This is a genomic window from Tenacibaculum jejuense (genome assembly GCF_900198195.1).
Classification (GTDB): domain Bacteria; phylum Bacteroidota; class Bacteroidia; order Flavobacteriales; family Flavobacteriaceae; genus Polaribacter; species Polaribacter jejuensis.
In genome coordinates this window covers 2,537,060-2,551,869 of record NZ_LT899436.1, presented here as the reverse complement: position 1 = coordinate 2,551,869, position 14,810 = coordinate 2,537,060, and the positions used below count along the sequence as shown (strand labels likewise).

11 protein-coding genes are annotated in these 14,810 nt (G+C 29.4%); 10 read left to right on the top strand and 1 reads right to left on the bottom strand.

Annotated features, from left to right (window positions below):
• Positions 1 to 38 precede the first annotated feature (38 nt).
• The 7 genes from AQ1685_RS11365 (at position 39) to AQ1685_RS11335 (ending at position 9,222) form a co-directional block, all read left to right on the top strand.
• The gene (locus AQ1685_RS11365) at positions 39 to 1,148 is read left to right on the top strand and encodes an imelysin family protein (protein ID WP_095072235.1); all 1,110 of its coding nucleotides are present in this window, start codon (positions 39 to 41) and stop codon (positions 1,146 to 1,148) included.
• Positions 1,149 to 1,205: 57 nt separating this feature from the next.
• Positions 1,206 to 2,573, top strand: a complete 1,368-nt coding sequence (locus AQ1685_RS11360) for an HTTM domain-containing protein (protein ID WP_231970182.1) — start codon at positions 1,206 to 1,208, stop codon at positions 2,571 to 2,573.
• Positions 2,548 to 4,977, top strand: a complete 2,430-nt coding sequence (locus AQ1685_RS11355) for a TonB-dependent receptor family protein (RefSeq protein WP_095075060.1) — start codon at positions 2,548 to 2,550, stop codon at positions 4,975 to 4,977. The genes AQ1685_RS11360 and AQ1685_RS11355 overlap by 26 nt, the downstream gene beginning before the upstream one ends.
• Positions 4,978 to 5,072: 95 nt before the next feature.
• Positions 5,073 to 5,795 (top strand): hypothetical protein, encoded by a 723-nt coding sequence (locus AQ1685_RS11350; protein ID WP_095072231.1) that lies wholly within the window; start codon positions 5,073 to 5,075, stop codon positions 5,793 to 5,795.
• 339 nt (positions 5,796 to 6,134) lie between these two features.
• Entirely contained in the window at positions 6,135 to 6,686 is a 552-nt protein-coding gene (locus AQ1685_RS11345) for a hypothetical protein (RefSeq protein WP_095072229.1), read from the top strand.
• A gap of 2 nt (positions 6,687 to 6,688) precedes the next feature.
• Positions 6,689 to 8,392: a tetratricopeptide repeat-containing sensor histidine kinase gene (locus tag AQ1685_RS11340; RefSeq protein WP_157730191.1), complete on the top strand. Its 1,704-nt coding sequence runs from the start codon at positions 6,689 to 6,691 to the stop codon at positions 8,390 to 8,392.
• 86 nt (positions 8,393 to 8,478) lie between these two features.
• Entirely contained in the window at positions 8,479 to 9,222 is a 744-nt protein-coding gene (locus AQ1685_RS11335) for a LytR/AlgR family response regulator transcription factor (protein ID WP_095072224.1), read from the top strand.
• A 76-nt stretch (positions 9,223 to 9,298) separates the two neighbouring features.
• On the opposite strand, the gene AQ1685_RS11330 is transcribed toward AQ1685_RS11335, so the two are convergent.
• Positions 9,299 to 9,703, bottom strand: coding sequence for a DUF1842 domain-containing protein (locus AQ1685_RS11330; protein ID WP_095072223.1), 405 nt, complete (start codon positions 9,701 to 9,703; stop codon positions 9,299 to 9,301).
• A 260-nt stretch (positions 9,704 to 9,963) separates the two neighbouring features.
• Here AQ1685_RS11330 and guaB point away from each other — a divergent pair, with 260 nt between their 5' ends.
• The 3 genes from guaB to AQ1685_RS11315 all read left to right on the top strand — a co-directional run bounded on the left by guaB (position 9,964) and on the right by AQ1685_RS11315 (position 14,792).
• Positions 9,964 to 11,439 (top strand): IMP dehydrogenase, encoded by a 1,476-nt coding sequence (guaB, locus tag AQ1685_RS11325; protein WP_095075059.1) that lies wholly within the window; start codon positions 9,964 to 9,966, stop codon positions 11,437 to 11,439.
• A 148-nt stretch (positions 11,440 to 11,587) separates the two neighbouring features.
• Positions 11,588 to 12,139 carry a hypothetical protein gene (locus AQ1685_RS11320; protein ID WP_095072221.1) on the top strand — a complete coding sequence of 184 codons (552 nt, stop codon included), beginning with the start codon at positions 11,588 to 11,590 and terminating at the stop codon, positions 12,137 to 12,139.
• A gap of 151 nt (positions 12,140 to 12,290) precedes the next feature.
• Complete coding sequence (locus AQ1685_RS11315; protein WP_095072220.1) at positions 12,291 to 14,792, top strand: TonB-dependent receptor; 2,502 nt, start codon at positions 12,291 to 12,293, stop codon at positions 14,790 to 14,792.
• Positions 14,793 to 14,810: the final 18 nt, after the last annotated feature.

Sequence of the window (14,810 nt, the reverse complement as noted above, 5' to 3'; positions counted from 1 at the left end):
GCGGAAGTTTTATTTAGAATAAATAGAAATAAAAATTCATGATAAAAAAATATTCAATATTATTCATTTCTTTTCTGTTGATTCTGTCTTGTTCAGATGATACACAAGAGCCAGATAACGGAGGTAATACTACAGATAGCTTCGATAGAGGAGCTTTATTAACTTTTTTAGCAGACAATACAATTATTCCTGCTTTTAAAGATTTAGAAACTAAGTTAGCTCAATTAAAAACTGATGCTACTAGTTTTACAACTACTCCGAGTGTAACTACATTAAATACTGTAAGATCAAGTTGGGAGTCAACATATTTGGTATGGCAAAGTGTTTCAATGTTCGACATGGGTAAGGCTGAAGAATTACAATTTGTAAATCATTTTAACATTTTCCCTGTAACTGTTGCTGACATTGAAAGTAATGTTAGTAGTGGTACTTACGATTTTAATAGTCCGAATAATCATGATGCTCAAGGTTTACCAGCTTTAGATTATTTATTTAATGGTATAGGAGCAGATGATACTGCAATTCTTGAAAAGTTTACTACAGATGCGAATGCTGATGGATATAAAAAGTACGTAAATGATATTGTAGAAAAAATGAGTACTGTTGCTAGTGATATTGTTGCAGATTGGGAAGGAAGTTACAGAGCTCAGTTTATTTCTAGTACATCTAATACAGCTACTAGTGCGCTTAATAAATTAGTAAATGATTTTATTTTTTACTATGAAAAAAGATTAAGAGCAAATAAATTTGGAATACCAGGAGGTGTCTTTTCTAATACTGCTTTACCAGAAAAAGTTGAAGCTTTTTATAAAAAAGACCTTTCTAAAAAATTCGCTTTACAAGGACTAAAATCTGTACAAGATGTTTTTTCAGGGAATGGTTACATCGGTACAAGCGGAGCTAGTTTTAAATCTTATTTAGTTAGCTTAGATAAATCAACGTTAGCTACAGATATAGAAAATCAATTCAATTTAGCAAAAACACAAATTGAAACTTTAGATGATAATTTTTTCAATGTAGTAAGTTCAAATAATACAGAAATATTAAAAGCTTATGACGAATTGCAAAAAGCAGTTGTACTGTTAAAAGTGGATATGTTACAGGCATTTAATGTAAGTGTTGACTTTGTTGATGCCGATGGAGATTAAAAATATAACTTACTAAGTATAATATTAAAAGCTGTCTGTTAACTCAGGCAGTTTTTTGTGTATAAGAGATTGACTTTAAATAATTACATATTAAAAAAGACTAGTTCTGCTCCTTTGGCAACTTTCCGATTGTTTTTTGGGTTGTTAATGTGTGCTAGTATCATTAGGTTTTGGTATCATGGATGGATAGAGAAATTATACATACAACCTAAGTTTTTCTTTTCTTTTTATGGTTTTAGCTGGATTAAACCGTTAGGAAGTTATACTTATCTTCTTTTCATTATATGCGGAATTTCAGCATTATTAGTTGCTGTAGGTTATAAGTATAGATTATCAATCGTAACTTTCTTTCTAAGTTTTACTTATATCGAATTAATGGATAAGACAACTTATCTTAATCATTATTATTTTGTAAGTATTCTTAGTTTTTTACTTATTTTTTTACCCGCAAATGCAACTTTTTCATTAGATAATTATTTCAATAAAAAATTATACAAAACAATACCGAATTGGACCATCGATAGTATTAAACTTCTTTTAGGAATTGTATATTTTTATGCAGGTTTAGCTAAATTAAATTCTGATTGGTTGTTTAGGGCACAACCTTTAAAAATATGGTTACCTTCTAAATACGACTTGCCTTTAATTGGAAATAATCTAATGCAACAAGAATGGTTTCATTTCGCTATGAGTTGGAGCGGAGCTATTTATGATTTGGCTATCCCTTTTTTATTATTATTTAAAAGAACAAGAACTATTGGGTTTTTCTTAGTTGTTGTTTTTCATGTATTTACTAGGGTTTTATTTCCGATAGGAATGTTTCCTTATATCATGATTGTTGCTACATTAATATTTTTTAGTGCTTCTTTTCACGAAAAAATTATTGCTTTTATAAAAAGTAAGCTAAAATTAAAAACAGATAACATAGAAGTAATTGAAACTTTTCAATTTAGAAGAACATTTACATTAAAGATTGTTAGTGTATTTTTAGTTTTACAACTTTTATTGCCATGGAGATATTTATTGTATCCTGGGGAATTGTTTTGGACAGAACAAGGATATCGATTCTCTTGGCGTGTAATGTTGATGGAAAAAGCAGGATACACCACATTTAAAATTGTTGACAGAAAAACCAAACAATTCTTTTACGTTGACAATACAGATTTTTTAACCTCTTTTCAGGAAAAACAAATGAGTTTTCAACCTGATTTTATTATAGAATATGCTCACTTTTTAGGAGATCATTTTACGCAACAAGGGCACAAGAATGTTGAAGTATATGCAGACTCTTATGTGGCATTAAACGGACGTTCAAGCGAACGTTTTATAGATGCTAAAGTTGATTTATATAAAGAAAAAAACAGTTTCAAACATAAATATTGGATTTTACCTTTTACAAATGAGATTAAGATTAAAGGATTATAGTTGTTTTATTATAGTATTTCTAGTTTCAGTATGCGCATTTGGGCAACAGCGCTACAAAGGAACAGTTACAAATGAGAATAAAAAAGCTTTACAAAAAGTACAGATTTTAGACAGTTCAGGAAACGTACTAACAGAAACGAATAACAAAGGAGTGTTTGAGTTTACGTCGAATAAAACTCAAATTCAAGTTATTTTCTACTTAGATGAATATGAACTTTTAGAGAAAAAATTAATAGCTAACGAGAATGTAAATATCATTCTAGCTTCTTTTTCTGAAGAATTATCAGAAGTAGAAATAACAGCTAAAAAGAGAAAAGCTTTCGAACTAAAAAGACTTAAAGATGTTGAAGGGACTTCTATTTATGCAGGGAAAAAGACAGAGGTTATTTTAGTTACAGAATCAACAGCAAATTTGGCAACAAATAATGCCAGACAATTGTATAACCAAGTCGCAGGTTTAAATATTTTTGAAAATGATGATGCTGGTTTACAATTAAATGTTGGTGGTCGTGGTTTAGATCCAAATAGAACTTCAAACTTTAATACACGTCAGAATGGTTATGATATTAGTGCAGACGTTTTAGGATATCCAGAAAGTTATTATTCACCAGCAGCAGAAGGAGTTCAAGAAATACAAGTTATTCGTGGAGCCGCTTCTTTACAATATGGAACTCAATTCGGTGGATTAATCAACTTTGTAATGAAGAAACCAAATCCAAATAAACCTTTAGAAATTGTTTCAAGAAGCACACTAGGGAGTTTTAATTTATTTACAAATTTTACCAGTGTTGGTGGTACATCAGACAAATTGAGTTATTATGCTTTTTATAATTACAAACAAGGAGATGGATTTAGGCCAAATTCAGGGTTTAATTCAAAAAATATTTTCGCTCATTTAGGATATCAAATTTCTGATAAATCTAAGATAGAAGGTGAAGTAACCTATTTAACTTATTTATCACAACAAGCTGGTGGTTTAACAGACAGAATGTTTGCTGAAGATCCTTTTCAAAGTAATAGAGAAAGAAATTGGTTTAATGTAGATTGGTTTTTGTACAATCTAAAATATACTCATGATTTTTCTACAAACACAAAACTTACATTCAGTTTCTTTGGTTTAAATGCTTCGAGAAAAGCCATAGGTTTTAGAGATAGGAGAGTTGATTTACCTGACAATTTAGAAGCTAGAGAATTACTAAGTAGTGATTTTAATAATTTTGGTTTTGAAGCTCGTTTTTTAGATCGATATACTTTATTTGGAAAGAAAGCAACTTACTTATTGGGAGCTAAATATTATAAAGCAGATAATACATCTATTCAAGGTCCAGGAACAGATGGAAGTGATGCGAATTTTAGTTCAGCTTTAGATCAATTTCCGAATTTTACATTTCAATCAAACTTTGAGAATCCGAATGAAAACATAGCTGTTTTCGGAGAGAATATTTTTTATGTAAATGATCAATTTTCTATTACGCCAGGTTTTCGTTTTGAATACATTAATACAGGAAGTGATGGTTTTAGAAGACGTGTAAATACAGATGCTGCGGGAAATCCGATCGGAACAGTAGAAGAGTCAGATAATCTTACAAAAAGCCGCTCGTTTGTGTTATTAGGTTTAGGTTTAAGTTACAAACCAAATGATGCTCTAGAGGTTTACGGTAATGTTTCTCAAAATTATCGTTCTATTACTTTTTCTGATGTAAACATTGTAAATCCGTCTAATGCAGTAGATCCAAATTTAGAAGACGAAAAAGGTTTCACAATAGATTTAGGTGTTCGCGGAAACTTAAATCGATTCATTTCTTATGATTTAAGTGGTTTCGCTTTATTTTACAATAATAGAATAGGAGACTTTACAACAACGATTCCACCTTTAAATACTGTTGGTCAATTAAGAACAAATGTTGGGGAAGCAAGAATTATAGGTGTGGAATCTTTATTAGATGTTAATCTTAAAAAAATATTTAGTTTATCGAATGATTATAGTTTAAATACATTTGTAAATACTTCTTTTATTAATTCTGAATACACTTCTTCAAGAGAAAATAATATTGAAGGAAACAAAGTAGAGTTTGTGCCAGACGTAAACTTGAAAACAGGATTAAAATTCGGATATAAAGATTTTACAACAAGTGTTCAGTATTCATATTTGTCAGAACAATTTAACGATGCAAATAATTCTGCTACACCAGATAATTCTAATGCTGTTCGTGGACCAATTCCTGCATATAGCATTTTAGATCTTTCAGCTTCATACACATATAAATTCTTAAAATTAGAAGTAGGTGTAAATAACGCTTTAGATGAAGTATATTTTACAAGAAGAGCAACAGGATATCCAGGGCCAGGAATCATTCCTTCTGCACCAAGAAATTGGTACACGACATTACAATTTAAATTTTAAAACTTCTTTAGAATATTTCTAAATAAAACCGAAAAACCCAGTGTAATAGTACACTGGGTTTTTTGTTGTATTTTTATAGTAAATAGATAGTTATCATGTTACATCCGGTTAATTTACAAGAAAAATTACTTAAATTAAGAAATAAGCAACTTAAGAATTTTGATATAGATTTTTGGATAAAGGAAATCTTCTCAGATTTAGATGAAGCGAGATCAATAACAAAGTCGAAATTAAAAGAAGCTAATGATGCAGCAAACACAAATCAGTTTAATATTGATTTTGTCGATTCTAATGCTGTTTTCCATATTGACCAAATAAAGAAAATTTGTGTTGATTATAGACTTCGTTTTTTAGATACGAGTTTCTTTAAAGGGGATTATCCAGAAGAAGCTATTTCAAAAATTCACGAATTACAGAGAGTTCATCATACGAATTTAGAAGGTTTTAAAATTATAGCTCCATCTGTTCTATTTAGGTTGAAAAAAGCTGATGATCCAATGCTTTTTGCACCTATGGGAAATGACTATTACTATTTAATTCATAAATGGGGTGACGATTTACATCCTTTAAGAAAATTAAAATTCTGGTTTGTCAAAGATTTAGATAACTTCATTTTTACATTACTGGCGTTATGCTTTATTTTTTCACTAGCAACACACACATTCTTCTTTAGAGAACATTCTTCAATCAGTTATTTTATAGTTTTGTTTTTGTTTTATTTTAAAGGAGCAGTAGGATTAAGTCTGTTGTGGGGAGTTTCATTAGGTAAAAACTTTAATAAATACATTTGGAATAGTAAATACGATAAAATATCGTAAGCCAAATACATTTACATACTTAGTGTTCAAGTTAAATTAGAAATAAATACTTTCTGTAAAGCAAGCTTATTTATACAGAGGAAATATAGAAGCCGCATGAGTTTTTTCAAAACTTAAGCGGCTTTTATTTTTAATTAGTTTAGGAATTTAATTCAAACTAACCTTTGATTATTTAAACAAGTTGTGTTTCATTAAATACATTAAGAGTTGAAATAAATTATTGTAATTCTTTTAGTTATGGTGTTTTGTTATTTATTTTTAATTAGAGTAGGGAAAAAATTGCTTTTTCACTAAATTTTATTGTAGATTTAGTTCGTCTAACTAAACAATTTATAAAATATGTCAACAAAAATTACTATCAATGATGGTTATTCATTAACAAAATTAAACTCTCAGGTAAATTATAATCCGCAACAAAATTATCCAGCTGTCACAATATTCCCTAATGGCAATAATAATTACACTGTATTTGCTATATGTTATGTGCCAACAGGAGGTTTAATAACTAAGACAGTAGAGGAATTTAATAAAGGTCAGTATGAATATTCTAAGGTAAAGTATTCACCATCTGACAATGGAATTACTGTCCCTTTAGTAGGTGATGATAGCGCTGCTACAGTAGTTTTGTCTTATTTTGCTGATATTGAACATGCAGATTTAGATCAAGGTTCAGGAACTGAATTTACAGCGAGATCGTTTGCAGTGTGTTATGATTTTGATCCTTGTGGTGCACCTTATGAATGTGATGTATATACATTGGAATTTAACTATACAGTTATTGATGGAAGTAGTTATGAAGTTTTATTCTTAACACAAGGAGACTTAGATCCTAGGTTAAGTAGAGGAACAATTAGTGCACCAGCTACACCACCACCACCAACTCTTAAATAAAAGTGAATAAAGTTATTGTTTTTATATATCTATTGATTAGCTTAATTAGTTTTTCTCAAAAATCAAATTACTTACATGATAAAGGAAATTTAATTTGTAATGAATCAAAAGAGCTAGTTTATTGTAAAGCTATTGATTTTTATAGGAATCAGCAATATGATTCATGTTACACATATAGTAATAGGGCTTTAATAATGACCGAAGATGTAGATAAAAGAGATTTTTTTAATTGTATTTTAGGTTACAGTGCTTTTGCTAAAGGATTAAACAAAAAGTCTTTATCATGTATATCAAATATATCTGAAAGTGATCATTACAAGCAAATAAAGAAATACTTACTGGGAAATATATATCTTAGATTAGGAGAGTATCAAAAAGCAATAGAAAGTATAGAAAGCTGGATATCCAATGATTCAAATTCAAGTATTTCTATTAAAAAAGTTATGTATCATAATTTAGCACTATGTTATTTACACAAGAAAAAATTTAAAAAAGCTAATTTTTTCTTCGATAAAGAATTGAAGCTTTTAAGTATAAATGATACTGTATCTTTAATAAAGACTAAACTTGATTTAGCTAATGCCTATTACGAACAATATCTAGACAATGATGCGATTCCTTTATTTGAAGAAGCTTATAACTTAGCTAAAAACTATTCAGATGTTAAACTGAAACATTTTACATCTGAAAGCCTTGCTTATGTTTATAAGGATCAAAAGAAAAATGAAAGAAGTATAACATACTTTATTGAAGCAATAAAATGGAAAGATTCTATTTGGAATCGCGATCGAATTATTGAGTTAGCCGATCAGGATAAAAAACTAACTGTAGCACAAAAAGATAAAGAGATAGCGGTTCAAGATGAAAAATTAAAGCGAAAAGAAGTAGTCCAACGTGGACTACTTTTTGGAGCTTCTGGTTTATTGTTGTTTATAGGAGCATTAGGTTTCTTTTATTCTAAACTTAGAAAACAGAATACTTTAATTACTCAACAAAAAGAAGATCTAGCTATTGCCAACAAAACCAAAAATTATTTGTTTTCTGTTGTATCTCATGATTTACGTTCTCCAATGAACACGATTAAGTATCAGCATGAACAACTTAAAAAATATATTGAAACTAATAATTTAGAGGGAATTAAAGAAGCTAACAATACAGCCATAACAGTTACTGAAAGTACGAGTCATTTATTAAATAATGTATTACATTGGTCTTTAGAGCAAAGTAATCAAATGGTTTTTGCACAGAAGGCTTATCCTTTGAAACCTATAGTTGAACACGTTTTATATGATTATGAAAACTTAATTGAAGCAAATGCGATAGAAATTTCAACAAATTATATTCAAAATTCAATAGTAAATGCAGATAGAGAATCTATAAAGATCGTATTGCGAAATCTTTTAGATAATGCAGTTAAGTATATGAATGGTAAAGGTAAAATTTCTGTTGAAATTGGTGTTGATAGTGAAAATTATAGTTATGTAGCAATTCAAGATACTGGAATTGGTATTCCTAAAGATCGATTAGAAAAAATTAATGCTTTAAAAGGCGTAAGTATTGATAAAATTGATCGTTCAGAAGGAGTAGGGCTAGGGCTTATCTTATGCCAAACTTTAGTTAAGAAGAATAATGGAATATTATCTTTCGATAGTGAAGTAGGAAAAGGAACAAAAGTTACAATTCAGTTACCTATTGTGAACGAATAGTTTAAATTCATAACCTACGAATTTACGACTACAAGACTAAAGTTTAATAACTTTTTTTATACTTTTATAATATAAACCATTACTACATGAAAAACCTTCGGTTATTATTATTAGAAGATTTAGATAAAGAAGCGCAAGAATTAATCGATTTTTTACATCAACATGATTATGATATTATAAGGGTAAAAAATCTTGCTGAAGCAGAAAGTGAAGTTAAAAATCGTTTTTTTGATGTTATTATTTTAGACATCATGATAGATGGAAAACCTGAAGGAATAGAATTTGCTCAACGTTTGAATAAAGAAGGAATTGATGTGCCTTTTTTGTTCCTAACAAGCATGCAAAGTCGTGCTATTTTTGATGAAGCTAAACTAACAAATCCTTTGGTATATTTACTCAAACCTTACAATAAGTTAGAATTATTGTATTCATTAGAATTGGCCATTGAATCATGTTATCAACAAAATAACAGCATTAGTTTTGGTGACGATAATGGAGTTTTAAGTCCGAAATTTTTATTTATTAAACACAAAAGAAGTGTAGTAAAAGTCGATGTAGACTCTATTAATTATATTGATGTAAAAGAAAAATATTGTAATCTGCAATGTAGCGAAGGAAGATACCTTGTAAAGCTATCATTAGTCAAGTTAAAAGAAATGCTTAATAATGATGATTTCAGACAAGTACACAGAAATTATTTAGTCAATGTTAAGAGTATCAAGGAGATTTATTTAGAAGACAACTTAATAATTTTAAATAATTTAGAAAAAATTCCTTTTAGTGAACGCTATAAAAATGCTTTCATTAGAGACAATACAATCTTTAGATAAAATAAAATAAGGTAATACATGAAATATAGTTTCTTTCTTGTATTACCTTAAAATTTATAATCCCCTAATTATATTTTTATTCAGCAGACGTTACAGGAACGTTGTTTATTTTCTGAAAACCAAAAGAAAAACCACCAGTTCCATTCCAACTATTATCAACATCCAAGTAAGCTTCAAATTGTTCTAAATAACTTCCAATTGCTGGAGGTGGCATAGAAACTACATATTCGCCTTTTAAATCGACAATTTGTGTAACTTTTCCATATCCAGTGTGACGTAATCTACCAGCAACATTCACCTTTATAGTCGGACTGTCAATTGCTTGTGTAATTTCTACAATACCAGATACAATTCCTTGTTCAGTAGAAACAACTAATGAAAAATGAGTTATTGGAGCGCCAGGCATTCCAACATTTCCAATTGTCCCTTTAGCAAGATATGAAGTGTCTAATAATGATTTTGGTTCTTTTAAAGTTGCCATATTAAATTTTTTAGTTTCGGGTTAGTAAAATTAATAGTGATAATGAATACGATGATTCACTGTTTTACATTCACTAAATTATTTTATTAAGAGTGAAGAAATTTACTTTTTTCCATAAGTGTAAGAATATTGAGAATAAGCGTTTCATATTCAACTTCTAGGAATAAAGGGAAATGATTAACATTAAGATAAACTATAAGTTATAATAAAATTAGTATATTTGCATGCAATTAATTGACAAGATAAATATTGATTGCAATATGAATGCTCACCAAAATAAATTTGTAGGCGAAGGTTTAACATACGATGATGTTTTATTAGTTCCTGCATATTCAGAAGTACTTCCTAGAGAAGTAAATATCCAAACAAAATTTACTAAAAATATAACGATCAATGTACCAGTGGTTTCTGCAGCTATGGATACAGTTACAGAAAGTGCTATGGCAATTGCTATGGCCAGAGAAGGTGGTATTGGAGTATTGCATAAGAATATGACAATTGAGATGCAAGCTCAAGAAGTTAGAAAAGTAAAGAGAGCAGAAAGTGGAATGATTATAGATCCAATTACTTTAGCGCTAGATGCTATAGTTCTTGACGCAAAATCAGCAATGAAAGAACATAAAATTGGAGGAATTCCTGTTGTAGATGAAGATAAAAAATTAGTTGGTATTGTAACTAATAGAGATTTACGTTTTGAAAAGAATAACGACAGACCAATTACTGAAGTAATGACTTCTGAAAATTTAATTACTGTAGCTGAAGGAACTTCACTTCAAGAAGCAGAAATTATTTTACAAGAAAATAAAATTGAAAAATTACCAGTTGTAAACGACGATGATATTTTAGTTGGTTTAATTACTTTTAGAGATATTACAAAAACAACTCAAAAACCAATAGCCAACAAAGATAGTTTAGGAAGATTAAGAGTAGCAGCTGCTTTAGGAGTAACTGGAGATGCAGTTGAAAGAGCAGAGGCTTTAGTTAATGCTGGAGTAGATGCAGTAATTATCGATACCGCTCACGGTCATACAAAAGGTGTGGTTTCGGTATTAAAAGAAGTAAAAGCAAAGTTTCCTAATCTAGACGTTGTAGTTGGTAATATTGCTACTCCAGAAGCTGCTAAATATTTAGTTGAAGCTGGAGCAGACGCAGTTAAAGTTGGTATCGGACCAGGTTCTATTTGTACAACAAGAGTAGTAGCTGGTGTAGGTTTTCCACAATTTTCTGCAGTATTAGAAGTTGCCGCAGCAATAAAAGGTTCTGGTGTTCCAGTAATTGCTGATGGAGGAATTCGTTATACAGGTGATATTCCAAAAGCTATTGCAGCTGGAGCAGATTGTGTTATGTTAGGATCTTTATTAGCAGGAACTAAAGAAAGTCCGGGAGAAACTATAATTTTTGATGGAAGAAAGTTTAAAACATATAGAGGAATGGGATCGGTAGAAGCTATGAAAAAAGGTTCTAAAGATCGTTATTTCCAAGATGTAGAAGATGATATTAAAAAGTTAGTTCCAGAAGGAATTGTTGGTAGAGTGCCATACAAAGGAGAGTTGTATGAAAGTATTCACCAATTTGTTGGAGGTTTGCGTGCAGGAATGGGATATAGTGGAGCTAAAGATATTAATGCTTTAAAAGAAAATGGAAAGTTCGTAAGAATTACGTCAAGTGGTATCAATGAAAGTCATCCACATGATGTTACCATAACAAAGGAAGCACCAAATTATAGTAGAAGATAAGAAAACTACAATATACTTTGAAAACCGTTGAATTATTTCAGCGGTTTTTTTTGTTAAACAGGTTGATTTTTTGAGTTTTAACTTAGTTTTTTGTGTTTTATAAAAAGTAACATATCTTTAAAGTAAAAACTATCCAAATAATTCTAAAATGAAAAAAACAATATTATTCAATGCATTACTATTTTTAATTTTTATTAGCTGTAGCTCATCAGATGATACAGTAGAGCGTATAGATGATTCTTCTTTAAATAGTTTACAGTTTAAAATGGTAAGTTTTAATATTGATATTCCCGTTGATATTAATAATGATGGAACATTTTCTACCGATTTAATTGCAGAAGGTAATCCTTGTGGATTTTATCCATTTAAGGTTAATGATGAAGGAGTGGTAACTCATCCTTACACTAGTGGTATTTCACTTGAAATTGAAACCGACATTAATGGTGTAAAAAAACAAGTTTTTACTTGCGGTATAGCAGGAGCATTAGGTTTGTCTTATCAAATTGATGGTGACGATCTTGTGTTAATAAATCCGAATAATGATGAAATTTCTTTCATAGGTAAAATATCAGCTGACAAGAAATTAATTACTTTAACTTTTCCTAAGGCTGGAATATTTAAACAATATATTTTAAAACAAGACGGATCTTCTCAAGAATATTTAGGAGGCGCTGTTGCTGTTTATGAGTTAATAGAATAAAAAAATAGAATCAAATTCATCTACAACGCCTTATATCTTTTGAAAAATTTCATATTCTTGAAAAATTGATTTAACATAAATTTAAGATTTTTCAAAAAAAGCTTTTTTGTTAGCGAAAAAATCTTTTTTTTTGCGCGAAATTAGTTGTCTATTGAAATTTAAGAAAATTGTTTTTTTAAAAGTTGTTTTCTTTTCCCTTTTTTCGTCATCACAAAACCTAGAAAAAATAGGAAAGTCACCTCTTTTTAAGCTATCTGGGGGGGTAGCAGTAAATTCGGTTTATCATTCAGGGGACGCAAATAGAGAACCATTTACATATTTTTTATCAGGAAATGTAAACCTGAATATTAGTGATGTGTATAATGTTCCATTCTCTTTTTCGTACTCTAATAGTAAATTCCAAACGAATAACCCTTTCACATTTAATCGCTTAAGCTTGCATCCAAGTTATAAGTGGGTAACTGCTCATATTGGTGATGTAAGTATGACGTTTTCACCTTACACTTTAAACGGACATCAATTCACAGGCCTTGGATTTGATTTATCACCCAAGGATAAATTCAAAATAAGTGTTATGTACGGTCGCTTATTGAAAGAACGTGAATTTGACGAAGAAAATATCAATGGAGAAGCAAATTATAAGCGAATTGGTTATGGTTTTAATACTTCTTATACTTTTGATTTTGCGACATTAGGATTAATATTCTTCAAAGCAAGCGATGATGTAAATTCTTTACAAAATCCAATTCCTATTGAAACAGAAATACTTCCTAAAGATAATACTGTAATTAGTCTTAATGGAGATTTTAATATTAACAAACAGATTAGTTTCAGAGCAGAAGTTGCTTTATCTGCATTAACAGAAGACACTAGAGTAGCTGGTGAAAGTGATCATTTTGCTTCTTTTCTAGTTAATAGTAATCCAACAACACAATACTACAAAGCTTTTAATTTAAATTTTAATTATCAAGTAGGAAAAGGAGCTATCGGATTAGGATATGAGCGTATCGATCCGAATTATAAAACATTAGGAGGATATTTTTTCAATAACGATTTAGAAAATATAACTGTAAATGCTTCACAGACCATTTTTAATGACAAGTTAGCTCTGAGTATGAATGCTGGATTGCAAAAAGATGATTTAGATGATACTAAAGCAACTCAGTTAAATCGATTAGTAATGTCTTTCAATGCAGCATATAATGCAAGTGATAAATTAAATCTTACAGGAAGCTATTCAAACTTTCAATCGTTTACAAATATCAAAGATCAATTTGATTTTATTAACGGCGTTAACCAAATAGAAGAACAACTAGATCAAGATAATATTACTCAGATTTCACAAAATGCAAATTTAAATGTAAACTATACTTTAGAAGATACTCCAAGTGTCAAGCAAAATTTAAACTTCAATTTATCATATCAAGATGCAGTCAATAAAATTGCAGACGAAATTAGAGAAGAAGATAATTCTGCATTTTACAATGCGAATACAGCTTACACGCTAACATATCCAGAAACAGATTTATCAATTTCTGGTGCTATAAACACAAGTTTAAGTGAACTTTCAGATTCAAATACTTTAATCTTAGGTCCAACGGTTAGCGCTACAAAAGGATTTTTAGAAAAAACGCTAAAAGTAAATAGCGCAATAAGTTATAACGAAACATTAACGAATGGAGAGCGTCAAGGACAAGTAGCTAATTTGAGGTTAGGAGGACGATATGTATACAAAAAGCAACATAACTTTAGTTTAAATGGCTTATTTCAAATTAGAAACAGTATTTCAAGTGCTGCGACTCAAAATTTTACATTAACATTTGGGTATAATTACAGTTTTGGATTATTTAATTCAAAAGATATCAGATTCAGAAAAAGAAATAGAAAACCAAAACGTAAAAAAGAGCAATCTAAAAAAGAGAAAAAGACAAAAGAAAAAAGAATAAAAAAACCAATACGATTCAAGTATAGAGATTCATTGTATAATGGAACTATTCCAGAAGTTAATTACCAAATTACAAGATTAATAAATTCTCCTCTCTTCGAAGCTACTCCAGATAATGTTATGGAAGAACTGAAAAAAGAAAAGGCTGAGATAGCACAAGAAAAAAACAATAAGGCATATAAAATCAAAGCAATTCAACTGTTAAGTGATTTATACAACACAAAAGAAAATATGCATGAGTTTAATAAGCTTTTATTCTTAGCTATAGGAGATGTATACAGAAGTGCAGAACGAACAGATTATGCCATAGAGAAACAATTTGTTCAAAATAAAAAAGAAATAGTAAAGCATATGCTGTGGAATAAAGGTGAAAAAGATATAGCTTCTTATCCAGAGGAAGTTCAAAAAGAGTATAAACAAATGAATAAAGTTTTAAATAAATCTCATAAAAAACTCCTAGTACACCGATGGATTTTATCGGAATTAGGACAAATCGATTCATTTAAAACCTTAGAAGAAAATAAATCCTTCATCAAAAAATTTAGAAATAAACATGCATCCAAAGTTTTTAAAATGTTAAAAGCGAAAGAAAAAAAACAAAAAATAAAATTATATTTGGAAGCATTAATTGTCGATTTTTTTGCTAAGGAATCAGAAAATCATATTGATAAAGATCGATATGAGTTAAAGTATATGGACACAAATTAATAGTAATCCCTTAATTGT